The organism is Pseudomonas sp. TMP9 (assembly GCF_037943105.1).
GTDB lineage: Bacteria > Pseudomonadota > Gammaproteobacteria > Pseudomonadales > Pseudomonadaceae > Aquipseudomonas.
The window spans coordinates 3,058,110-3,080,570 of sequence record NZ_CP149803.1; the positions used below are offsets into that span (position 1 = coordinate 3,058,110).

General features: G+C 57.5%; 21 protein-coding genes and 3 tRNA genes. 15 read left to right on the plus strand and 9 right to left on the minus strand.

Features of this window, described 5'->3' with window-relative positions; translation table 11 throughout:
* Window positions 1-27: 27 nt before the first annotated feature.
* On the minus strand, window positions 28-531 hold the full coding sequence (locus tag WF513_RS14515; RefSeq protein WP_339080098.1) for a pilin: 504 nt from the start codon (window positions 529-531) through the stop codon (window positions 28-30).
* Between the two features lie 222 nt (window positions 532-753).
* Between WF513_RS14515 and pilB the strand changes: the two genes are divergently transcribed.
* The 5 genes from pilB to yacG all read left to right on the plus strand — a co-directional run bounded on the left by pilB (window position 754) and on the right by yacG (window position 5,781).
* The gene (gene pilB / locus WF513_RS14520; protein WP_339080099.1) at window positions 754-2,457 is read left to right on the plus strand and encodes a type IV-A pilus assembly ATPase PilB; all 1,704 of its coding nucleotides are present in this window, start codon (window positions 754-756) and stop codon (window positions 2,455-2,457) included.
* 3 nt (window positions 2,458-2,460) lie between these two features.
* Window positions 2,461-3,678, plus strand: a complete 1,218-nt coding sequence (locus WF513_RS14525) for a type II secretion system F family protein (RefSeq protein ID WP_339080100.1) — start codon at window positions 2,461-2,463, stop codon at window positions 3,676-3,678.
* Window positions 3,679-3,681: 3 nt separating this feature from the next.
* Entirely contained in the window at window positions 3,682-4,551 is an 870-nt protein-coding gene (locus WF513_RS14530; protein ID WP_339080101.1) for an A24 family peptidase, read from the plus strand.
* A 418-nt stretch (window positions 4,552-4,969) separates the two neighbouring features.
* On the plus strand, window positions 4,970-5,584 hold the full coding sequence (coaE, locus tag WF513_RS14535) for a dephospho-CoA kinase (protein ID WP_339080102.1): 615 nt from the start codon (window positions 4,970-4,972) through the stop codon (window positions 5,582-5,584).
* On the plus strand, window positions 5,581-5,781 hold the full coding sequence (gene yacG, locus WF513_RS14540) for a DNA gyrase inhibitor YacG (RefSeq protein WP_339080103.1): 201 nt from the start codon (window positions 5,581-5,583) through the stop codon (window positions 5,779-5,781). Before coaE ends, yacG begins: the two co-directional genes overlap by 4 nt.
* A 61-nt stretch (window positions 5,782-5,842) precedes the next feature.
* Here yacG and WF513_RS14545 read toward each other — a convergent pair whose 3' ends face one another.
* Window positions 5,843-6,058 (minus strand): hypothetical protein, encoded by a 216-nt coding sequence (locus tag WF513_RS14545; RefSeq protein ID WP_339080104.1) that lies wholly within the window; start codon window positions 6,056-6,058, stop codon window positions 5,843-5,845.
* 104 nt (window positions 6,059-6,162) lie between these two features.
* Window positions 6,163-6,852 (minus strand): energy-coupling factor ABC transporter permease, encoded by a 690-nt coding sequence (locus tag WF513_RS14550; RefSeq protein WP_339080105.1) that lies wholly within the window; start codon window positions 6,850-6,852, stop codon window positions 6,163-6,165.
* Between the two features lie 144 nt (window positions 6,853-6,996).
* Between WF513_RS14550 and WF513_RS14555 the strand changes: the two genes are divergently transcribed.
* The 4 genes from WF513_RS14555 to WF513_RS14570 all read left to right on the plus strand — a co-directional run bounded on the left by WF513_RS14555 (window position 6,997) and on the right by WF513_RS14570 (window position 9,717).
* The gene (locus WF513_RS14555; protein WP_339080106.1) at window positions 6,997-7,626 is read left to right on the plus strand and encodes a DUF1780 domain-containing protein; all 630 of its coding nucleotides are present in this window, start codon (window positions 6,997-6,999) and stop codon (window positions 7,624-7,626) included.
* Window positions 7,623-8,117, plus strand: coding sequence for an MOSC domain-containing protein (locus WF513_RS14560; protein WP_339080107.1), 495 nt, complete (start codon window positions 7,623-7,625; stop codon window positions 8,115-8,117). The genes WF513_RS14555 and WF513_RS14560 overlap by 4 nt, the downstream gene beginning before the upstream one ends.
* Before the next feature lie 61 nt (window positions 8,118-8,178).
* Window positions 8,179-8,352 (plus strand): DUF3094 family protein, encoded by a 174-nt coding sequence (locus WF513_RS14565; protein ID WP_339080108.1) that lies wholly within the window; start codon window positions 8,179-8,181, stop codon window positions 8,350-8,352.
* A 63-nt stretch (window positions 8,353-8,415) separates the two neighbouring features.
* Entirely contained in the window at window positions 8,416-9,717 is a 1,302-nt protein-coding gene (locus WF513_RS14570; protein ID WP_339080109.1) for an NAD(P)/FAD-dependent oxidoreductase, read from the plus strand.
* A gap of 117 nt (window positions 9,718-9,834) precedes the next feature.
* Here the strand turns inward: WF513_RS14570 and WF513_RS14575 are convergent.
* From WF513_RS14575 to WF513_RS14585, 3 genes are all read right to left on the minus strand, one after another.
* A tRNA-Lys gene (locus WF513_RS14575) sits at window positions 9,835-9,910 on the minus strand.
* A gap of 5 nt (window positions 9,911-9,915) precedes the next feature.
* Window positions 9,916-9,992 (minus strand) — tRNA-Pro (locus WF513_RS14580).
* A 9-nt stretch (window positions 9,993-10,001) separates the two neighbouring features.
* A tRNA-Asn gene (locus WF513_RS14585) sits at window positions 10,002-10,077 on the minus strand.
* A 212-nt stretch (window positions 10,078-10,289) separates the two neighbouring features.
* Between WF513_RS14585 and WF513_RS14590 the strand changes: the two genes are divergently transcribed.
* Both WF513_RS14590 and WF513_RS14595 read left to right on the plus strand, forming a co-directional pair.
* Window positions 10,290-12,698 (plus strand): DUF1631 domain-containing protein, encoded by a 2,409-nt coding sequence (locus WF513_RS14590; protein ID WP_339080110.1) that lies wholly within the window; start codon window positions 10,290-10,292, stop codon window positions 12,696-12,698.
* A gap of 15 nt (window positions 12,699-12,713) precedes the next feature.
* The gene (locus tag WF513_RS14595) at window positions 12,714-13,049 is read left to right on the plus strand and encodes a PilZ domain-containing protein (RefSeq protein ID WP_339080111.1); all 336 of its coding nucleotides are present in this window, start codon (window positions 12,714-12,716) and stop codon (window positions 13,047-13,049) included.
* 358 nt (window positions 13,050-13,407) lie between these two features.
* On the opposite strand, the gene clpB is transcribed toward WF513_RS14595, so the two are convergent.
* The 3 genes from clpB to rluD all read right to left on the minus strand — a co-directional run bounded on the left by clpB (window position 13,408) and on the right by rluD (window position 17,877).
* Window positions 13,408-15,972 carry an ATP-dependent chaperone ClpB gene (gene clpB / locus WF513_RS14600; protein WP_339080112.1) on the minus strand — a complete coding sequence of 855 codons (2,565 nt, stop codon included), beginning with the start codon at window positions 15,970-15,972 and terminating at the stop codon, window positions 13,408-13,410.
* A 172-nt stretch (window positions 15,973-16,144) separates the two neighbouring features.
* Entirely contained in the window at window positions 16,145-16,870 is a 726-nt protein-coding gene (gene pgeF / locus WF513_RS14605; RefSeq protein ID WP_339080113.1) for a peptidoglycan editing factor PgeF, read from the minus strand.
* A 32-nt stretch (window positions 16,871-16,902) separates the two neighbouring features.
* On the minus strand, window positions 16,903-17,877 hold the full coding sequence (gene rluD, locus WF513_RS14610; protein ID WP_339080114.1) for a 23S rRNA pseudouridine(1911/1915/1917) synthase RluD: 975 nt from the start codon (window positions 17,875-17,877) through the stop codon (window positions 16,903-16,905).
* Window positions 17,878-18,024: 147 nt separating this feature from the next.
* Between rluD and WF513_RS14615 the strand changes: the two genes are divergently transcribed.
* The 4 genes from WF513_RS14615 (at window position 18,025) to WF513_RS14630 (ending at window position 22,412) form a co-directional block, all read left to right on the plus strand.
* The gene (locus tag WF513_RS14615) at window positions 18,025-19,008 is read left to right on the plus strand and encodes an outer membrane protein assembly factor BamD (RefSeq protein WP_339080115.1); all 984 of its coding nucleotides are present in this window, start codon (window positions 18,025-18,027) and stop codon (window positions 19,006-19,008) included.
* Between the two features lie 239 nt (window positions 19,009-19,247).
* Complete coding sequence (locus tag WF513_RS14620; RefSeq protein ID WP_339080116.1) at window positions 19,248-19,493, plus strand: PP0621 family protein; 246 nt, start codon at window positions 19,248-19,250, stop codon at window positions 19,491-19,493.
* A complete protein-coding gene (locus tag WF513_RS14625) occupies window positions 19,483-21,072 on the plus strand; it encodes an ATP-binding protein (RefSeq protein WP_339080117.1) in 1,590 nt (529 codons plus the stop codon). The genes WF513_RS14620 and WF513_RS14625 overlap by 11 nt, the downstream gene beginning before the upstream one ends.
* 2 nt (window positions 21,073-21,074) lie before the next feature.
* Entirely contained in the window at window positions 21,075-22,412 is a 1,338-nt protein-coding gene (locus tag WF513_RS14630; RefSeq protein ID WP_339080118.1) for a sigma-54 dependent transcriptional regulator, read from the plus strand.
* The last annotated feature ends 49 nt before the right edge of the window (window positions 22,413-22,461 follow it).

Sequence of the window (22,461 nt, forward strand, 5' to 3'; positions counted from 1 at the left end):
CGAAGCGCTCTTTTCACAACAAGCAAATTACTTGCATTCTGCAGGAGCAAAACGCGCTGGCAAAGTACCTGCAGCGGTACCACCAAAACCAGCGGCGGCAGCACCAGCAGCCATGCAGCGCCAGGAAACAGCTTCAGCTGGTGGCGTAAATGCTGCGGTACCTACAGGCAGAATAGTACCTACAGGAGCGTTCGGGGTCATGATAATAGTGCCGCCACCAGCAGCAGCAGTTGTTGTTATCGTAATCACGCCAGTAGCCGCAGTGATATTGACGCTAGTCGTGTTACGTGTGGCAGCAGGGCTGGTGTAGCCGATGTTATAACCAAGAGCATCAGCACCGGGATTGCCAGAAGCCAAAACGTCTGCAACGTTAATCTTGGCGGATGACGCCAGGTTCAAACCCTCAGTTACACGGGCGCGAGTGGTGTAATCCTGATAAGCCGGAAGTGCAACAGCAGCCAAAATACCGATAATCGCTACAACAATCATCAGTTCAATCAGGGTAAAGCCTTTCTGCATTTGAGCTTTCATAGAAGCATCTCCTTAGTGTGTATAGGTCGACGACCTACTTTTGACAATGCAGCTCGCATGCCAACTCCAAACACACCGGCAACCTTGGCTCGGGGATAAGCATGCTGACAAGCCACTCTCAAAGCGCCGGCACTAACTGCCATTTTTTGTCACCTACCCGCTTTGGGTTTGGCACGCCACAATTATCTAGGCTATAAGGCATGCATTGTTATGGAGCCTGTGATGAACGATAGCGTGTCCCTTACCGGCCTGGCCCGGCAGATGGTGTTAGCAGAACTGCTGGATGAAAAAACCGCGCAACAGGCGCAAGCCCAAGCGCAGCGCAATAAGCTGTCGCTGGTGACCTACCTGGTGCAGAACAAGCTGGTGAAGAGCCGAGTATTGGCCGAACTGGCCAGCGAGCAATTTGGTGTGTCCTTTGTTGACCTGAATGCCATCGACAAAGAAAGCCAGCCAAAAGAGCTGGTAACCGAAAAGCTGATTCGTCAGCACCGCGTCCTGCCGCTGTGGCGGCGGGGCAACAAGCTGTTTGTCGCGGTATCCGACCCCACCAACCACCAAGCCATCACCGACGTTCAGTTCAGCACCGGGATGAACACCGAGTCGATTCTGGTCGAGGATGACAAACTCGGTGACGCCATCGAGAAATTTTTTGATTCCACCGGCAGCGGTATGGAGGACTTGGCAGACGTTGATTTAGACGGCCTAGATGTTGAGGCCGTCAGTGATGACAAGGAAGTTACGGGCGACGGCAACTCCGCCGATGACGCGCCGGTGGTGCGCTTTGTAAATAAGATGCTGCTCGACGCCATCAAAAAAGGCTCCTCCGACCTGCACTTTGAGCCTTATGAGAAGACCTACCGGGTGCGCTTTCGCACCGATGGTATTTTGCAAGAAATCGCCCGCCCACCCATCCAGCTCTCGCCACGCATCTCTGCGCGCTTGAAAGTAATGGCCGGCTTGGATATTTCCGAGCGGCGCAGGCCGCAGGATGGGCGCATCAAGATGCGCATCTCGAAAACTAAATCCATCGACTTTCGCGTCAGCACCTGCCCAACGCTGTGGGGCGAAAAGATCGTCATGCGGATTCTCGATTCCGCCAGCGCACAGATGGGCATTGATGCGCTGGGTTATGAAGAGTCGCAAAAAGCGCTTTACATGGCCGCACTCAAGCAACCGCAGGGCATGATTTTGGTCACGGGCCCCACCGGCTCCGGCAAAACCGTATCGCTGTACACCGGCTTGAATATTCTCAACACCACGGACGTGAATATCTCCACGGCGGAAGACCCTGTGGAGATCAACCTCGAGGGCATTAACCAGGTCAACGTCAACCCCAAGCAGGGCATGGACTTTACCGCCGCACTGAAATCCTTCCTACGGCAAGACCCGGACATCATCATGGTCGGGGAGATTCGTGACCTGGATACCGCCTCTATTGCCATCAAGGCCGCACAAACCGGACACATGGTGATGTCGACCCTGCACACCAACAGCGCCGCAGAAACCCTGACCCGCCTGCGCAATATGGGCGTACCGTCGTTTAACATCGCCACCTCGGTGAATCTGATCATCGCCCAACGTTTGGCGCGCAAGCTGTGCAGCAGCTGCAAGAAGGAAATCCAGATCCCCCGCGAGGCCCTGTTAGAGGAAGGCTTCCCGGAAGACAAGATCGGCACCTTTAAAATTTACGAGCCGGTGGGCTGCGAAAATTGCAACGGCGGTTACAAAGGCCGTGTCGGAATTTATGAAGTGGTTAAAAACACGCCTGCCCTGCAACGGATTATCATGGAAGAAGGCAACTCGATTGATATCTCCATCCAGATGCGCAAAGACGGCTTTAATGACCTGCGAACCTCAGCCTTGCTGAAGGCCATGCAAGGCGTGACCAGCCTCGCTGAAGTGAACCGAGTGACAAAGGACTAACTGATGGCTGTTAAAGCACTAAAAACCAGCACCTTTGCCTGGGAAGGCACCAACAAGCAGGGTGCCAAAATAAAAGGTGAAGTCAGCGGCCAGAACCCCGCCTTGGTCAAAGCGCAGCTGCGTAAGCAGGGCATTAACCCAACCAAGGTCCGCAAAAAGTCTGCCTCGCTGTTCAGCGCGGGGAAAAAGATTAAACCCATGGACATTGCGCTGTTTGCCCGGCAAATGGCCACGATGATGAAGGCTGGCGTACCGCTGCTGCAGTCCTTTGACATTATTGCCGAGGGTGTGGACAACCCGAACATGCGCAAGCTGGTGGATGACATCAAACAGCATGTAGCAGCCGGTAATAGCTTTGCGGCCTCCCTGCGAACTCGACCTGAATATTTTGATGATCTATTTTGCAACTTGGTCGATGCCGGCGAGCAAGCAGGCGCACTGGAAAACCTACTGGATCGCGTTGCAACCTACAAAGAAAAGACCGAAGCACTCAAGTCAAAAATCAAAAAAGCGATGAATTACCCCATCGCAGTAGTATTGGTGGCGGTGATTGTGTCGGCTATTTTGCTGATCAAAGTGGTGCCGCAATTCGAGTCGGTATTTGCTAACTTTGGCGCTGAACTGCCGGCCTTTACGCAGTTTGTAATCGGTATTTCTCAAGGGCTTCAAAAATGGTGGTTTATCATTCTGGTTGGTTTCTTCGCTGTAGGTTTTACTTTTGTTGAGACCAAGAAACGCTCGGAAAAACTCCGTAACTGGCTCGACCGCACGGCACTGAAAGCGCCGATTGTCGGTGACATCATCTACAAGTCATCTGTTGCTCGGTATGCCCGCACCCTGGCCACCACCTTCGCCGCCGGTGTGCCGCTGGTAGAAGCGCTGGATTCTGTAGCCGGCGCCACTGGTAATATCGTGTTTAAGAATGCTGTGAATAAAATCAAGCAAGATGTCAGCGCCGGTATGCAGCTGAACTTCTCCATGCGCAGCACGGCAGTATTCCCTTCAATGGCCATCCAGATGACTGCCATTGGTGAAGAGTCCGGCGCGCTGGACATGATGCTGGACAAAGTCGCCAGCTATTATGAGGCTGAGGTGGATAACGCTGTGGACGGTTTGACCAGCCTTATGGAACCGCTGATTATGTCAGTGCTCGGCGTGCTGGTCGGCGGCCTGATCATTGCCATGTACCTGCCTATCTTCCAACTGGGTGCTGTTGTTTAACTTATGTCCGTCATCGACTTTTTGGCCAGCCATGTGCTGGCCTTTGTTTTATGCGCGCTGCTAATCGGCTTGCTGGTCGGCAGCTTCCTCAATGTGGTGATTTATCGCCTGCCGAAAATGATGCAACGCGATTGGCGCGAGCAGGCCCGTGAGATATTGGAATTACCTGGCGAAACCCAGTCTGAAATATTCAACTTAGTACTGCCTAATTCGCAGTGCCCACACTGCGCCCACGAAATAAAGCCATGGGAAAATATCCCGGTTATCAGTTATCTGTTTTTGCGCGGCAAATGCGCCAGCTGCAAAGCGCCGATCAGCCTGCGATACCCGCTGGTTGAGCTGACCTGCGGTGTGCTATCGGCTTATATCGCCTGGCATTTCGGTTTTACCTGGCAGGCCGGCGCGATGCTGGTGCTGACTTGGGGTTTGCTGGCGATGAGCTTGATCGATGTTGATCATCAAGTGTTGCCGGACTCATTGGTATTGCCGCTGCTGTGGCTTGGTTTGATTGCCAATAGCTTTGGTTTGTTTACCAGCTTGGAAAATGCACTCTGGGGCGCGGTTGCGGGTTACCTGAGCTTATGGTCGGTGTATTGGCTGTTTAAGCTGGTGACGGGCAAGGAAGGCATGGGTTATGGCGACTTCAAACTACTGGCCATGCTGGGCGCGTGGGGCGGCTGGCAGGTCTTGCCGCTGACCATCCTGCTGTCCTCAATTGTCGGTGCGGTACTAGGCCTGATTATGCTCCGCCTGCGCAACGCCGAAACCAGCGCGCCCATCCCCTTCGGCCCCTACCTAGCTATAGCCGGCTGGATTGCCCTGCTCTGGGGCGAGCAAATCACCACCAGCTACCTGCAGATAGCTGGTTTCTAGAACGCTGTAGCCCGGATGCAATCCGGGGATTGCCTTGCTGTTTCCCGGATTGCATCCGGGCTACGACTGCGCGGTGCTGACGGATTACGCCTACGGCTAATCCATCCTACGTAATGGGGTGGAGGCGGAGTGCGGATTTGTAGGATGCAATCGCCGAAGGAGCTTGCGTCGTTTGCCGCGCATATTGGTGGCATGGCGCCGGGCGACGTTGCCTGGACTTTAAAACGCCGTAGCCCGGATGCAATCCGGGGATTGTCTTGTTATTTCCCGGATTGCATCCGGGCTACGACTGCGCGGCGCTGACGGATTACGCCTGCGGCTAATCCATCCTACGTGATGGGCTAGTGGCGGAGTGTTCGCTTCACTGCTGAATCCGCCCTACAATCGCGCCTTTGAATGACCGACGCGAGCCCGCACCTTGAGTACAAAACCCTGGATTCTTGGCCTTACTGGCGGCATTGGCAGCGGTAAGAGTGCTGTTGCTCAGCACTTTATCGACCTCGGCGTGCATCTGGTCGACGCCGATCATGCTGCGCGCTGGGTGGTTGAACCTGGCAAGCCAGCGCTGGCAAAAATCGTCGAGCACTTTGGCGCAGAGGTGTTGCAGGCCGATGGCCAACTTGATCGCACAGCATTGCGCCACAGAGTGTTTGCCGATGCGGCTGAGCGGCGCTGGCTGGAGGCGTTGCTACACCCGCTGATCGGTCAGGAAATCATCCAGTACCTGGCGCGCGCCGAGTCGCCCTATGCCATTTTGGTGTCGCCGCTGCTGATTGAGTCCGGCCAGTACCGACTGACGCAGCGCATACTGGTGGTGGACGCGCCCGAGCACCTGCAACTAGAGCGCACCATGGCCCGCGACCAAAGCTCCAGCGATCAAGTGCAGGCTATTCTCCAGGCCCAAGCCAGCCGCGAAGAGCGCCTGCGCCATGCACAGGATGTATTGCTTAACGACCAAGGCCTGCACGGACTGCAAGCTGAAGTGGAACGGCTGCACACCTTTTATCTGACATTACGCGGAGGCCAAGCATGAGCACGCCCACCTTAATCCCTTGCCCGACTTGCAACGCGCCCGTCGAGTGGGGCCCGCAAAGCCCGAGCCGACCCTTCTGCTCGGAACGTTGCAAGCTGGTTGACCTCGGTGCTTGGGCCTCGGAAGAGCACGCGATTGCCGGCAACCCACTGGAAGACGATCTATTCTCTGGCGAACTACCGCCGCGCGAGCACTAGCAGCGCAGAGCACATGCCTCGTTCGCTGAGCGGCGCCGAAGCCCAACACGGCGCTGCCAAATCAAGGCCGCATAAAGCTGTAATCACGCTCTTCATCCAGATTTTCGGCGATGAACTGCAGCTCTGCAGCCAAGTCTGCTGTACTTCGCCCAGCGCGGCTGCGTTCTATCACCGCGCTAAGCAGTGCCCGCAATGCCATGGCTTGATCAAAGCCCTCCGCGTCGATGCCCTGCAAATTCTGCTCGACTGCATGTCTTGCCCACTGGTGTACGCTCATATCCTGCCCTCCAGACTGATGCGTGAACGATGGCGCAAAGCAACTGGCCCGGGTTGATCTGGATCAACCCTGATAAGCCAATCGAGGTGCTGAAGGTTGCGCCATCAGCGCTGCGGATCATCATCCTTCCAGGGCGCGGCGAGATAGCGCGTGCGGTTGAAGGTTTCCAGCCAGTCTGGATAAAACACCACCAACGCCGTCACCAGCATGCCGTTGATAAATGCCTCGGGGAAAATCACCAGCCAGAGGTAGCCGATAAAATCTTCCAGCCAGGGCGGCATGGGGAATAAGCCATCCATCCACAGCAGGGCGAAGGCCGCAACGATACACAGTAATGTCGCCAGTGCTGCTGCAAAGAAGCCATTGAAAAAGATGTAAACGAATAGATTGCTCGGTTTTTTCTTCTCAACCCAAAGCGCGCAGGCTTCGGTCACCCACACGGGGATCACCACCAACAACACACCATTAATACCCAGCGCAGCAAGGTCATGCTTACCCAGTGCAAGTAAACCCAGCTGGGCGATCAGGCCCACCAGCATGGCCAGCGGCCAGTCCAGTAACAAGGTCACGGCCGTCATGCCGATAAAGTGATAAGACAGGCCCGAGTCGAAATCGCGGCGCACCAACCACAGCACAAACAACGCGACCGCCGTACCGCCGAGCAAGTGCTGGCGGCGCACATCGCTGGCCAGCTCGACCCATGGGGTTCGCCAGATGGCCCAACACAGCAGCGGCACATAAATCAGCCAGCCGACTATCTGACTGGTGGAAGACAGCAAGTGTGCGGCGATCATCTAGAACAACCTCATGCAATCGTGGCAGACGCAACCAGTCTACAACCGCTGCCACCCCCTCCGCCCAAGCCATCGTTAAAAAGCCTGAAACAAGCCTCGCCGAGGGGTACCAACAAGCCAACCGCGCAGGCTAAGCTGGGCGGCATGGATGACTCTGATTACCTGCGCCTGCTGACGCACCAAGCCGAACAAGCCAACGCCTTCCTCTCCAATGCCCGTAAATGGGAGCGCGAGCGCTGGGTTTGCCAGCGCCTGCTGCAGGCCTTGAATGTGAGCCATCGGTTAGATGAGTTCAGCGCCGCTGGCCATGAGCCGCCTGACGTGTTGTTCCGCGACGCCAGCTTTGAGGTGTTCTTCGTCCTCGACGAGGGCCGCCGTCTAAATGATGAATGGCGCGCGGAAGTGGAGCGGCGGCGCAGCGCGTTTTCCCTCAGCCAGTTAGTGCGACGTGAAGCTAAGCCCAAGCGCATCGCTGTGGCCGAGTTGCAGCAGCGGCTGACGCCCACCCTGCGCAAGAAAGCTCATAACTACAAGGAGCGCGGCCTCGACTTGGGCGAGCTGGACCTGCTGGCTTACGTCAACTTGAAACGCGCCGTGCCAGATTTCAACAGCCACTTCCCACCACCGACTGAGTTTCTCCGGCAGGGCTGGCGGTCGTTGTCGCTGATCGGACCAACGTTTGCTCGCGTGCTCTTCGCCCACACCGACGCGCCAGATTTCTTGCGCAATAACCTCGGCCGCTCCGTGCTGTTTGATGTGGGTGTCAGCCTATGAGAGCCCCGCATGAACTGCTGTCGGCTGTACCGCAACAAGGCTGCGTGCGGTGGATTGGCGTTCGCCCAGCGTCACGCGCGGCGATGCTTGAGTTGGACGCTGTCGAAGTGCGCCGCGAAGCCGGCCTGACAGGCGACCACAGCCGCCCAGGCCCGAGCAATGCCCGACAAGTCACGTTAATTCAGTGGGAACACTTGGCAGTAATCAGCGCCCTGATGGGCCGCGCGGATGACCAGCCCATCACACCTGCCGAGTTACGCCGCAATATCGCGATCAGTGGCATTAACCTGTTCAGCCTTAAGGGCCGGCGCTTTCGCCTCGGCCAGGCGATTCTGGAAACCACAGGTTGGTGCCAACCTTGCGCTAAGCTGGAAGAGCGCCTTGGCACCGGCACCTTTCAGGCCATGCGCGGCCACGGCGGAATTAACGCACGGGTGCTGCACAGCGGCATTATTCGCCTCAACGACACCCTGCGCGTTGAGCCGCTGTAAGCTGCGCAGCTAAAATACGCCTACTCTCAGCCGCTAAGCGGCTCCTTTATTCGAGGCACGCATGTCCAGTCGCCTGAACCCTGATGATCAAAAACGTGTCGAGCAATACCTCAGCGCTCCGCAACATCAGGTTGAACGCCAGCCGTTCAAGGTGTGGCGGCTGTTGCTGATCATCATGCTCACCACGATTAGCTTGGGTCTGCTGAGCCGCCTGCTGAGTCGACTGGTGCTATGAGCTGCTTAGCGCTCGCCCAGAACCACTCACCCTGTTTTCTTAAAAGCCTTATGAGCGTGTCTGATGCCTCACAAAATCGTAATTGTCGGCGGCGGTGCCGGCGGACTGGAGCTGGCTACCCGCCTGGGTAGAACACTGGGCAAGCGTGGCCACGCTAAAATCACATTGGTCGATGCCAACCTGACACATATCTGGAAACCGCTGCTGCACGAAGTGGCGGCCGGCTCGCTGAACTCCTCGGGCGACGAATTGAACTACGTGGCGCAAGCCAAGTGGAATCACTTTGAATTCCAGCTGGGACGGATGTGCGACCTCAACCGCGCGCAACAGCGCGTCAGCCTATCCGCCACTTTAGATGAGCATGGCCAGGTTTTGGTGCCCGCGCGCGAGTTGAGTTATGACAGCTTGGTCATCGCGGTGGGCAGCACCACCAACGACTTTGGTACCCCCGGCGCTGCCGAGCATTGCTTGTTTCTTGATACCCGCGAGCAGGCGGAGCGCTTTCACCATCAATTGCTCAATCATTACATGCGCGCCCACGCCAGCCAGAGCGAAGCCACCGAGTTGATCGACGTGGCTATCGTCGGTGCCGGCGCCACAGGCGTCGAGCTAGCGGCCGAGTTGCATCATGCCGCGCGCGAATTGGCCGCCTATGGACTGGACAGTATCAGCCCAAAAAACATGCGCATCACGTTGATCGAGGCTGGCCCGCGCGTGTTGCCGGCATTGCCGGAGCGTATCAGCCAACCCGTGCGCAAGACGCTGGAAAAGCTCGGCGTTACCGTACTCACCGACGCAGCCGTCAGCCAGGTAACCCGCGAAGCGTTGCATACCGCGCAAGGCCAGGTTATCCCAGCCACGCTGAAAGTCTGGGCAGCGGGCATCCGCGCGCCAGACTTTCTCAAGGAGATGGACGGCCTGGAAAGTAATCGCATCAACCAGTTACATGTGCGACTGACCCTGCAAACCACCTTGGACGATAACATCTTCGCCTTTGGCGACTGTGCGGCCTGCCCACAACCCGGCAGCGAAGGTCGCAACGTACCGCCGCGCGCGCAAGCGGCGCATCAACAGGCCTCCCTGCTGGCTAAATCCCTAAAACTGCATATTGAAGGTAAGCCCCTGACGGAATACCGCTACCGCGATTACGGCTCGTTGATTTCGCTGTCGACGTTTTCGGCGGTGGGCAACTTAATGGGTAACCTGACTGGCAGCGTCATGCTTGAAGGCTGGCTGGCCAGGATGTTCTATGTCTCACTTTATCGCATGCACCAAATCGCACTTTATGGTGTAACCCGCACGTTGCTGATGATACTCGGCGACCGGATTGGCAGAAGCACAGAGCCACGCCTGAAACTGCATTAAGGCTCGCGTGGACAAGGCGCTGCCTTGTCCACCGACACCGTGAGCACTGGCCGGATAAAACGCAGGCAATAAAAAACCCGCACTAGGCGGGTTTTTTACTTTCAAGCAGACTTGAAATGGTGGGTCGTGTGGGATTCGAACCTACGACCAATTGGTTAAAAGCCAACTGCTCTACCAACTGAGCTAACGACCCTAAAATGGTCGGGGTAGGGGGATTCGAACTCCCGACATCCTGCTCCCAAAGCAGGCGCGCTACCGGGCTGCGCTATACCCCGATGAAAGATTGGCTCCGCGACCAGGACTCGAACCTGGGACCCAATGATTAACAGTCATTTGCTCTACCGACTGAGCTATCGCGGAACTACTTGCTTCCTTTCTCAGATATTGGAGCCGCTTGTTAATTCGTTTCCCGTATCTGAGGCGCGCTATTCTACGTTTTCGCGCTCACCTGTCAACCCCTTAAATTGCTTTTAGTACAATGATTTGCAGCGGTATGACAGGCTGCTATATCTTCACACTGTTTGTGTTCACTGCAGGACGCACCAGCCGTAAGGCCTCAGCCAGGAAAGTCGATGAGTAACCAAGGCACCCCACCAAACCCACCCTCTTCTGCGCAGACACTTGCCAGTCGCGGCATCCAACCGCGCTTCGGTGAGCTGGTGCAAAGCTGCCGCAAGCTGGTGATGAATCGCTTAGCCGAACAGCTGATTGAGGTCTTCGCTAAAGTCGACGACGAGCTGTTTGAGTGCGCCGAGAAAGCCGAAAATAATCAGGTGCAAACGCTGTTTTTCGACAACATGCGTGAGATCCGCAAACAGCGCCCTCTTATAGAGCGCAGCTACCACCAACAAATCGCGCAAAGCTTCTCTGACTTCCTCGACGGTAAGCTCAAGCCGGCTCCAGTCACCAGCACCCTCGACGCCGAGCACATGGCGCTGGTGCAAAACGAGGATTATGAAGAGAGCCTGCAGGTCATCAATATGGTCAGCCGGGTTAAGGCCCGTTGCGCACAACCTTTATTTGCTTTGGAGCAGCGCCTGGCATTGCTCAATAACGGGCAAAAGCTCGGTGAGGACATTAATCCTTTCGGCCCGCAGATGATTGCTCAGCCGTTTCGGGACGCCCTAGCCCCCTGCCCGTTCCCGCTGCGTATAAAGGTCATCCTCTATACGTTGTTTGACACCCATGTCATGCAGAGCCTGGACAGCATCTACGCCGCGCTTAATCAGCGCCTGATCGATGCAGGCGTACTGCCCAACCTTAAGTACACCGCGCAGCGCAACAAGCAACCCGAGCGGCCGAAGACAACAGCCGCCGAGCAAACGGTAGAGCAACAGACTGAGACGGCAGCGCACAGCAACGCACAAAGAACTGGCAACACCAACAACGGCGCTGCACAGCCGAGCGGACACGCGCACTTCGCCGGGCAGACGGGTTATAGCAGCAATATCGGTAATAGCGAGCCACCCGGCATTACTGACCTAAACGGCCCACCACCGAATGACCCATTGGAATTGCTGGGTAATCTCGCCGCTCTGCTGGGCGAACATCGCCAGCGTGATGTGGATGCCCCCTTACTGGGCGGCACCCGCAGCATTGCCAGCTTTACCCCCCGCGAGGCGACCAGCACCTACAGCGCTTCTGCCCTGCTCGACGCACTCAACCGCATGCAGCAGCAGTCGGCCAGTGACCTGTCGCAACGCCTGCACAGCCCACAGCAAGTAGAGGGCCTTAAAGCCGATCTGCAGCAGCAACTGGAAGCTCATAGCGAGCTGCCAGGCCAGCAAAAAGTCTCGGATCAAGAAGCGGATGTAATCGATTTAGTCGGCATGCTCTTCGACTTTATTCTGGACGACGACAACCTGCCCGATAGCTGTAAAACCACGCTGTCGCATCTGCACACGCCCTACTTAAAGGTGGCGCTGCAGGATAAAGCGCTGTTCACCCAACACCATCACCCCGCACGTCGCCTGCTCAACAGCATGGCCCAAGCCGGCGTGCTGTATGGCGGTGAAGGTGATGAGCGCGGGTTACTGGCCAAAATGCACTGGGTGGTCGAAGGCGTCATCCATGATTTTTCCGGTGATTTGCAGCTGTTTGAAAGCCTGCTGGATGAATTCAATGAATTCGTCACCACGCTCAGGCACAAGGTTGAACTGCGCGAGCGCCGCGCGGTTGAAGCCGCTAAAGGGCGCGACAAGCTGCTTGGTGCACGCCAGCACGCGGTCGAGGTGATCGCTAACTGCCTGAACAATCGCCAGCCACCGGCCATTATCCGTAATTTTCTCGAACTGACTTGGGCCGATGTGCTGGTATTCGTGCTTTTGCGCAATGGTGAGCGCAGCCCTGAATGGCAACGCGACTGCGAGGTGGCCGAGCAACTGGCTTGGAGTGGCACCGTGCTTGATGAGGCCGGCCGTGAACGCCTGCAAAAGTTGCGCGTGCCGCTGCTTGAAGACATGCGCAAAGGCCTGGAGTTGCTCGGCGGCTACCACGAAGACGGCATTCGTCGCCTGCTGCAGGACATGGTGGCCTGCCAATATGCCGTGCAGGCCAAACAACCGCAGGTGGCAGCCAAACTCAAACCTAACCTGCCTGAAAGCCAACTGGCCGCCATGCTGGGTGAAGACGCTGCGCTGGCCACTTTGGCACCGCGCGAAGCAACGCTCTCGGCGCGGGCGCAGGCTTTGGTCAAAGAACTTGGGCACATTGAGTTCGGCACTTGGTTTGAGTTCGTCACAGGCGAACAGGTGCGCACGCTCAAGCTGTCGTGGTTCAGCCCAACAACCCGCAATTATATGTTTGTCGACCAAAGTGGCCAGCGCGTGGCGATCAAACCACTCACCCAGTTGGCCAGTGAAATGGAACAAGGGCTGGCGCGCATCGTGACCCCTGAACGAGGCGCGCCATTAGTGGACCGCGCCCTTACCGCTATTTATCGCGTGCTGCAGCGCTTTACCGGGCGCACCGCTGAAACCTAAGAATAAGGAATAGCAATGGATGACGAACGTCGTCTGCATAACCGGCATAGCGCCGACCTGCAGCTGGAAGTTTTCGATTTACGCACTGGGCAACGCCTAGGCCGCGTCGTCGACCTTTCTGATGATGGTTTTATGCTGTTCAGCGATACGCCACTGCCCGCAGACGAGCTGGTGGAGTGCCGCTTGGTCAGCCAACAGCCGATTGAGGGCGTGAGCGAAATAACCCTCGGGGCTGACTGCTTGTGGAGCCGCCCGGGGGCTGATGGCCAGCATTGCTGGGCGGGTTTCCATATTATTGACCTGGCTGAGGATCAAGCAGCGGCGCTGGACGTGCTGCTTAAGCATCTTTAATCAGGGCAGCAACCAGGCCATGCGCTCGGTGGCCGCTTTTGTTAAGTGAGGCGGCCAGCGTAGGCTCTACTCGCAAGAGTGAACTGATGGAGTAACTGGGCAATACCTGAGCGGCGTAACCGGTAAAGCAGTGATTGGCCCGCACAACGTGTGTGAGTTGCGGTGCAGCGGGGCAAGCGGCAATAGGTAGAACGTGACCATGCGCCTAAACCGCCCTACTAATTGCTGCGCCGCACGCGTCAGGTGACCGCGCCGCATGACTCACGCGCAGACAATTGCATAGCCCCTAAAAAACACCCCGGTTAGCGCGAGTTAAACCGGGGTGTTTTATTTAGGGCGCTGCTGTGGCTAACGCCGTTTAGCTAAAAACGATTTCATCGTTCTCAACCGTGCCCGTTACGCAACTGCCGGGGGCGAACTTGCCCGCCAGAATCAACTGGGCCAGAGGATTTTCAACCCAGCGCTGTAACGCACGCTTAAGCGGACGAGCGCCATAAACCGGGTCGTATCCGACGGCAACCAGCTTATCCAATGCTTCAGTGGACAACTCCAGGCTCAACTCGCGCTCAGCCAACCGCTCGCGCAGGCGACCTAATTGGATGTGCGCAATACCGGCAATTTGATCACGGGCCAGCGGCTCGAAGATCACCACCTCATCAATGCGGTTGATAAATTCCGGCCGGAAATGCGTGCCGACTGCGTCCATCACTGCGGCGCGCTGCGCCTCGCGATCACCCACCAACTCTTGAATCTGCGCAGAACCCAAGTTGGAGGTCATTACGATCACGGTGTTCTTAAAGTCTACGGTGCGGCCATGGCTGTCCGTCAGGCGACCATCCTCCAGCACCTGCAGCAGCACGTTAAAGACATCCGGGTGAGCTTTTTCCACCTCATCCAGCAGGATCACCGAATAGGGTTTGCGCCGCACGGCTTCGGTCAGGTAACCGCCTTCTTCGTAACCCACATAGCCGGGCGGCGCACCGATCAAGCGCGCCACAGAGTGCTTCTCCATAAATTCGGACATATCAATGCGCACCAGCGCCTCTTCGGTGTCGAAGAGAAACTCAGCCAGCGCCTTACACAGCTCGGTCTTACCTACCCCGGTTGGGCCAAGAAAGAGGAACGAGCCACTCGGCCGGTTCGGGTCCGACAAGCCCGCACGTGAACGGCGCACGGCATTGGATACCGCAACCACGGCCTCTTCCTGACCGATCACGCGCTCGTGCAACAGGCCCTCCATTTTCAGCAGCTTGTCGCGCTCACCTTCCAGCATCTTGCTCACGGGGATGCCGGTCCACTTCGACACCACCTCGGCAATCTCTTCCTCAGTGACCTTGCTGCGCAGCAGTTGATTGTCTTTTTTACCGTGCTGGTCGACCATTTGCAGGCTGCGCTCCAAGTCTGGGATCACCCCATACTGCAATTCGGCCATGCGATTGAGGTCACCTTTGCGCCGCGCCGCTTCAAGCTCTTGGCGCGACTGCTCGATCTTTTGCTGAATCTGCGCAGAGCCCTGCACCTCGGCTTTTTCCGCTTTCCAGATTTCTTCCAAGTCGGCGTATTCGCGCTCTAAACGGGCAATGTCTTCGTTGAGCTTGGCCAAACGCTTTATCGCGGCTTCGTCGTCTTCCTTCTTCAGCGCTTGCGCTTCCACCTTAAGCTGAATCAAACGGCGCTCAAGACGATCAAGCACTTCGGGCTTGGAGTCGATTTCCATGCGAATACGACTGGCCGCTTCGTCGATCAGGTCGATGGCTTTATCTGGCAGCTGGCGGTCAGTGATGTAGCGGTGCGACAGTTTGGCCGCTGCGATAATCGCACCATCAGTAATCGCCACCTTGTGGTGCACCTCATAGCGCTCCTTTAAGCCGCGCAGGATGGCGATGGTGTCTTCTTCGCTTGGCTCATCGACCAGCACTTTTTGGAAGCGTCGTTCCAACGCGGCATCTTTCTCGATGTACTGGCGGTACTCATTGAGCGTGGTCGCACCCACGCAGTGCAGCTCGCCACGGGCCAGCGCCGGCTTGAGCATATTGCCGGCATCCATCGAGCCCTCGCCTTTACCGGCGCCGACCATGGTGTGCAGCTCGTCGATAAACAGGATGATCCGACCTTCCTGCTTGCCCAACTCATTGAGCACCGCTTTCAAGCGTTCCTCAAATTCACCACGGAACTTGGCTCCAGCGATCAACGTGCCCATGTCCAGCGATAACACGCGCTTGTCGCGCAGGCCATCCGGCACTTCACCATTAACGATGCGCTGGGCTAAGCCCTCAGCAATCGCGGTTTTACCCACGCCCGGCTCACCGATCAGTACCGGGTTGTTCTTGGTGCGGCGCTGCAACACCTGAATGGTGCGGCGGATTTCATCATCGCGGCCGATCACCGGGTCCAGCTTGCCTTCTTCGGCGCGCTTGGTCAGGTCGACGGTGTACTTATCCAACGCTTGGCGATTTTCTTCGACATTAGGGTCATTCACTGCATCGCCGCCGCGCAGGTTGCTCACGGCATTTTCCAATGCTTTACGGCTGACCCCTTGGCCCAGCAGCAGCTTGCCCAGCTTGGTGCTGTCATCCATCGCGGCCAAGAGCACCAGCTCGCTGGAGATAAACTGATCACCTTTTTGCTGCGACAGACGGTCAGCCTGATTGAGCAAGCGCGCGAGGTCTTGAGACAGATTGACATCACCGGAGGGGTTCTGGATTTTACCCAGTTGATCCAATTCTTTGCCGAAGGCCTCGCGCAAGCTGTTGACGTCGAAACCGACCTGCATCAGCAGCGGCTTGATCGAGCCACCCTGCTGCTCAAGCAACGACTGCATCAGGTGCAGCGGCTCAATGGCGGCATGGTCAAGGCCAACGGCCAACGATTGCGCATCCGAGAGCGCGAGCTGCAACTTGCTGGTTAAACGATCAATGCGCATAAACAATCAACCCTCATGGTGATGGAAGCAGGCCGGCACACTGAATCGCCCCCAAACAAAAAGCCTGCGTGATGAAGAATAGATGAGGCCAATTGTGCGCGTTTCAAGCCGCGCAGCGTTGATGAGGATCAGTAAAGCGTAAGCCCGCACAGGGCTGCGCTGGTTTGAAGGCTCAGTTGCCGAGCCAGATCAGGCTAGCAAAGCGACCTGTTTGCGCCGAGCGGCGATAGGAAAAGAAACGCGGGTCAGTGACGGTACAAAAATCACCGCCATAAACGGCTTCGATACCACAGGCAGCCAGACGAATACGCGCCAACTGGTAAATATCAGCCATGTATTTATCGGCATGGCTACTCGGTTGGAATGCACCTGCCGTTTGTGCATGCTGCGCTACAAAGGCCTCACGCACCTCCGCACCCACCTCAAACGCCTGCGGCCCAATCGCCGGCCCTAACCAGACCAACACTTGATCGGCCGGCACCGCCAGCTTAGCCAGCGTCGCTTCCAGCACGCCTGCAGCTAGGCCACGCCATCCGGCATGAGCCGCCGCAACACGGGTGCCAGCGCGGTCACAAAAGAGCACAGGCAAGCAATCTGCCGTCATTACCGTACAGGCTATGTTCGGCTTGTGAGTCCAGCTGGCATCCGCTTCCAGCACGTGCGCAGGGTCAGCCTCAACCACCGCCACACCATGCACTTGCTTCAACCAAGCCGGCTTACAGCCCAGCAAGCTGACCAACCGCTGACGGTTTTTGACAACCGCTTTCGGGTCATCGCCAACATGCTCGCCGAGGTTAAAACTGTCGTACGGCGCAGCGCTGATACCACCACTGCGGGTGGTGACGCAGGTTTTTACTTTGGCCGGCGCAGGCCATTGCGGAGTCAACCAGTCGTGCATGCTGTCACCCCGCTCTTGTTAGCCAACTCTTATTAACCAATAAAAGCTTCACGGTCCTGGCGCAGCAGCGTCAGCAACCAAACGAAGTCATCCGGCAATGGCGACTGCCATTTCATCCGCGCACCCGTAATCGGATGGTCCAACTCCAGGAAACGCGCATGCAAGGCCTGACGCGGAAACTCTTTAAGCGTCTGCACCATGCTTGGATTAGCCGCAGGCGGAATGCGGAAACGACCGCCGTAGACTGGGTCGCCCACCAACGGATAACCGATATGACTCATGTGCACACGAATCTGGTGAGTACGACCCGTTTCCAGCTTGACCCGCACATGGGTATGCGAGCGGTAGCGTTCCAACACGCGGTAGTGGCTGACCGCAGGCTTTCCGCCATCGCTGACGGCCATGCGCTGGCGCTGCGAGGAACTGCGGCCGATCGGCGCATTGATCTTGCCGCCAGCGGTAATTACACCAATCGAGATGCACTCATAAATACGGCTAACGGTGCGTTTTTGCAGCTGATCGACCAGGCGGGTCTGCGCTTCGATGGTCTTGGCCACCACCATCAAACCGGTGGTGTCCTTGTCCAAACGATGGACGATACCCGCCCGCGGCACATTAATGATGTCGGGGACATGATGCAGCAACGCGTTAAGCAGCGTGCCATCGGCATGCCCGGCAGCCGGGTGCACGACTAAGCCTGCAGGCTTATCGATAACCAGTATGAATTCATCTTCGTAGACGATATTCAACGCAATGTCTTGGGCAATCCACTCGCCTTGGGCTTCCTGCTTAGCCTTGAGCGCCAGCAGCGAGCCGCCGTGGACAATGTCACGCGGACGAAATACACCGCCATCGACGGTCAGTAAACCCTCTTTAATCCAGGCAGACAGGCGCGAGCGCGAGTGCTCGGCGAACAGGAGTGCGGCGACTTGATCGAGGCGTTGACCGCCCATGTCATAGGGCACCTCGGCGTTCAGTTCAATGATCTGCTTATTAATAGAGGGCATGCTCGGCAACGGCGGGGGCATAGCCTTTGGTTTCGGCTACACGCTTGTGGTTAAATACGGCGTCTTTGCCCCAGGTGTATCGGGGGCGCTCATCATAACAGGACGGCTTTGCTCAAGACAGCCGCCGTCACAGGGACGCAAGCCGCCATGCAAGTGAAACACCTGCTGCTGATCGTAATCCTCGCCCTCACTGCCGCCTGCTCATCAAAAGAGGTGGTCGACGAAAACCTGAGCGAGACCGAGCTGTACCAGCAGGCGCAAGCCGACCTGGACAACAATAGCTACACCGCCGCAGTGGCCAAGCTCAAGGCACTGGAGTCGCGCTACCCGTTCGGGCGCTATGCCGAGCAAGCCCAGCTGGAACTGATTTACGCCTACTACAAAAACGTTGAGCCGGAAGCCGCAAAATCTGCAGCTGACCGTTTTATTCGCCTGCACCCACAGCACGCCAACGTTGACTACGCCTACTACCTCAAGGGCCTTGCCTCGTTCGACCAAGACCGCGGCCTGATTGCGCGCTTCGTCCCGCTGGACATGACCAAGCGTGACCCTGGCGCCGCCCGCGACTCTTACAACGAGTTCGCTCAGCTCACCAGCCGTTTCCCCACCAGCCGTTACTCGCCGGATGCCAAGCAGCGCATGATTTACCTGCGCAACCTGCTGGCCGCCTATGAAATTCATGTGGCGCACTACTACCTGACTCGCAACGCTTACGTGGCTGCTGCAAACCGCGGTCGTTATGTGGTGGAAAACTTCCAAGAAACGCCGGCTGTAGGCGATGGCTTGGCCGTTATGACTGAGGCTTATCAGCGCCTGACCCTGGATGACCTAGCGGCCACCAGCCTGGAAACCCTCAAGCTCAACTACCCGGATCACCCAAGCTTGGTCGACGGTCAGTTCGTGCCCCGCGAAGAAGAAGCCGACACGCGCTCCTGGATGGCCAAAGCCACATTGGGCCTGATCGAAACCGACACACCGCTGCCACCGGGCGAAACCCGCGCCAGCCAAGACGTGATTCGCCAATACGAAGATGCTGAAGAGCAGATCCCAGATGAGCTAAAAGCCGGCGAAGTGCAGCAAGAGTCGAACCGCTCGTGGTTCAGCTACCTGACCTTTGGCTTATTCGACTAAATCATCAATACGCATAAAAGAGGGAGGCGATAAAGCCTCCCTTTTTTCTGGGGCGCGTTTGGGCTGACGATCAGCGACCTATACATGCGGGCAGGTGAATAACGCTTAATTAGAAACATCGCCGCCAAAACTGCTCCTGCTGCCACATAATTCGCCTACATCGTTGGCAACACGTTCAGCGCTGGGCGCGTGCAGGCGGGTTAGCTAAACTGCCAGCCTACTGATAAGAAGAGATCGCCATGGGCCTGTTCCGCTTACTGTTGTTGGTTGCCATCATCGCTGCCGCGTTTTGGTTATGGCGGCGTTTTACTCAGCCAACCGCCCCTCGCAGCAACAAACCCACCGACCGCACAAACCCCACGCCGATGGTGCGCTGCGAGCAGTGCGGCACCCACGTGCCCCGCGACCTGGCGCTGGTTAAAGATGAACGCTGGTTTTGCAGCCAAGCGCACTTAGAGCAAGGCCCACACTCCAGTGGGGACTGAGTTCGCCCTCAGCGGGGAACAAAGCTGGCGGGTTTTGCGGCTCTACCACCTGTACCGGCTGATTATCGGCATTACCTTGGTGTTGTTGGTATCCAGCAACCTCGACACCGAATTATTGGAAATGGCCCACCCGACGCTGTTTCGTAACGGCAGTTGGTTGTACCTGGTGCTCAACGTTTTAGTCATCGTCACCCTGCGTCAACCCAAACGTCTGGCGCAGGTGTTTAGCTTGGCGTTGGTGGATGTGGTGCTGCTCTCCGGCCTGTTCTACGCCGCCGGCGGCACGCCCAGCGGCATCGGCAACTTGTTAATCGTGGCCGTGGCGATCGCCAATATTCTCTTGCGTGGCCGCATCGGCTTGCTGATTGCAGCCGTTGCCGCCATTGGCATGATCTACCTGACCTTCTACCTCAGCCTCAGCCGGCCAGGCGCTTCCGCCCAATACGTGCAAGTGGGGGCGTTTGGCGCGCTGTGTTTTGCGGCAGCCCTGTTTGTGCAGGGCCTGACCCGCCGCGTGCAAACCAGCGAACGCTTGGCCGAGCAGCGTGCCGCCGATGTCGCCAACCTAGAAGCGTTGAACGCGTTGATATTGCAGCGCATGCGCACCGGCATTCTGGTGCTGGATGAAGTGCATCGCGTGCTGCTGGCCAACCAAGGCGCCAACCACCTACTTGGGCATGCCGACCTAACCGGGAAAATCCTTGACCCGCATTGCCCGCAATTGATCAAACGCATGCAGCAGTGGCTATACAACCCAAGCCTGCGCCCTGCCAGCCTGCAAGCCGAACCAGACGGGCGCGTGTTGCAGCCGAGCTTTATCGCCCTGCAGCGCGGCGAGCGCAAACACACGCTGATTTTCCTAGATGACATCTCGCAAATCGCCCAACAGGCACAGCAACTCAAGCTCGCCTCGTTAGGTCGCTTGACGGCCGGCATCGCCCACGAGATTCGCAACCCGCTGGGCGCCATCAGTCACGCCGCGCAGCTGCTGCAAGAGTCGGAAGAATTAGCCGGGGCAGACCTGCGCTTGGCGCAAATCATTCAAGATCACTCGCAGCGCATGAATATGGTGATCGAGAACGTCCTGCAACTGTCACGGCGGCGCCAAGCCGAGCCGCAATTGCTCGATTTAAAATACTGGCTGCACCGTTTTGCCAGCGAGTTCCGTACCCGCGCCGCGCCCAACCATACACTGCACCTGGAAACCAGCAGCGGTAGCATCCAAACCCGTATGGACCCGCACCAGCTCACCCAAGTACTCAGCAACCTCGTGGAAAATGGCCTGCGCTACAGCGCGCAAAAGAACAAACAGGGGCAGGTCTGGCTGAAACTGTTCCGCGATCGAGACAGCGAATTACCGGTGCTTGAGGTGCTGGATGACGGCCCAGGGATTGCCGACGATCAACTGCATCACATCTTTGAGCCCTTCTACACCACTGAAACCAAAGGCACTGGCCTGGGCCTGTATTTGTCTCGCGAACTGTGCGAGAGCAACCAAGCCCGCCTCGACTATAAAGTGCGCGAAGGTGGCGGCAGCTGCCTGCGCATCACCTTCGCCCACCCGCGCAAACTGAGCTGACCATGACCCGCCAGAGAGCCCTGATCGTCGATGACGAACCCGATATTCGCGAACTCCTGGAAATCACCCTAGGCCGAATGAAAATCGACACCCGCAGCGCACGCAACGTCAAAGAAGCCCGCGAATGGCTGGCCAAAGAGCCGTTTGATCTGTGCCTGACCGACATGCGCCTGCCCGACGGCACTGGCCTGGAGTTGGTGCAGCACATCTTGCAACGCCATCCGCAGGTGCCGGTGGCAATGATCACCGCCTATGGCAGCCTCGACACCGCCATCAACGCCTTAAAAGCCGGCGCATTCGACTTCCTAACCAAGCCCGTCGACCTCACACGCTTGCGCGAACTTGTCGCCGCCGCTCTGCGCCTGCGCAGCGCCGATGGCGAAGAGCTGCCAGTGGACAGCCGCCTGCTTGGCGAATCGCCACCGATGAAGACCTTGCGCAAACAAATCCTCAAACTGGCTCGCAGCCAAGCCCCGGTGTATATCAGCGGCGAGTCCGGCAGCGGCAAGGAACTGGTGGCTCGCCTGATCCACGAACAAGGCTCGCGCGGCGAACAACCGTTTGTGCCGGTCAACTGCGGCGCCATTCCGACCGAGTTGATGGAAAGTGAGTTTTTCGGCCACAAAAAAGGCAGCTTTACCGGCGCCATCGAAGACAAACAAGGCCTGTTCCAGGCAGCCAATGGCGGCACGCTGTTCCTTGATGAGGTCGCCGATCTGCCACTGCCGATGCAGGTCAAACTGCTACGCGCCATCCAGGAAAAAGCCGTGCGCACGGTGGGCGGCCAACAGGAAGTCATCGTCGATGTGCGCATCCTCTGCGCCACCCATAAAGACTTGGCCGCAGAAGTCGCCGCTGAGCGCTTCCGCCAAGACCTTTACTACCGCCTTAACGTCATTGAACTGCGCGTGCCTGCCCTGCGCGAGCGCCGTGAAGACATCGCCCTACTCGCCGACAGCATGCTCAAGCGCCTGGCCGAAGGCACCGGCATAAGCGCCGCCAAGCTGGATGAAGAGGCACTGGAAAAGCTCAAGAGCTACCGCTTCCCCGGCAACGTGCGCGAGCTGGAGAACATGCTCGAGCGTGCCTATACCCTGTGTGAAGACGACCGCATCAGCGCCAGCGACCTCCGCTTAGCCGATTGCAGCCCCACCAATGAAAGCGGCGAAACCAGCCTCGCACAGGTCGACAATTTAGAAGACCACCTAGAAGCCATCGAGCGTAAATTGATCATGCAGGCGCTGGAGGAAACCCGCTGGAACCGCACCGCCGCCGCGCAACGCCTAGGCCTAAGCTTCCGCTCGATGCGCTATCGCCTGAAAAAACTCGGCATTGATTGAGCAGCACCTCTATCCCCTCTCCTCGCTTCACCTGGGAGAAGGCTAAAGA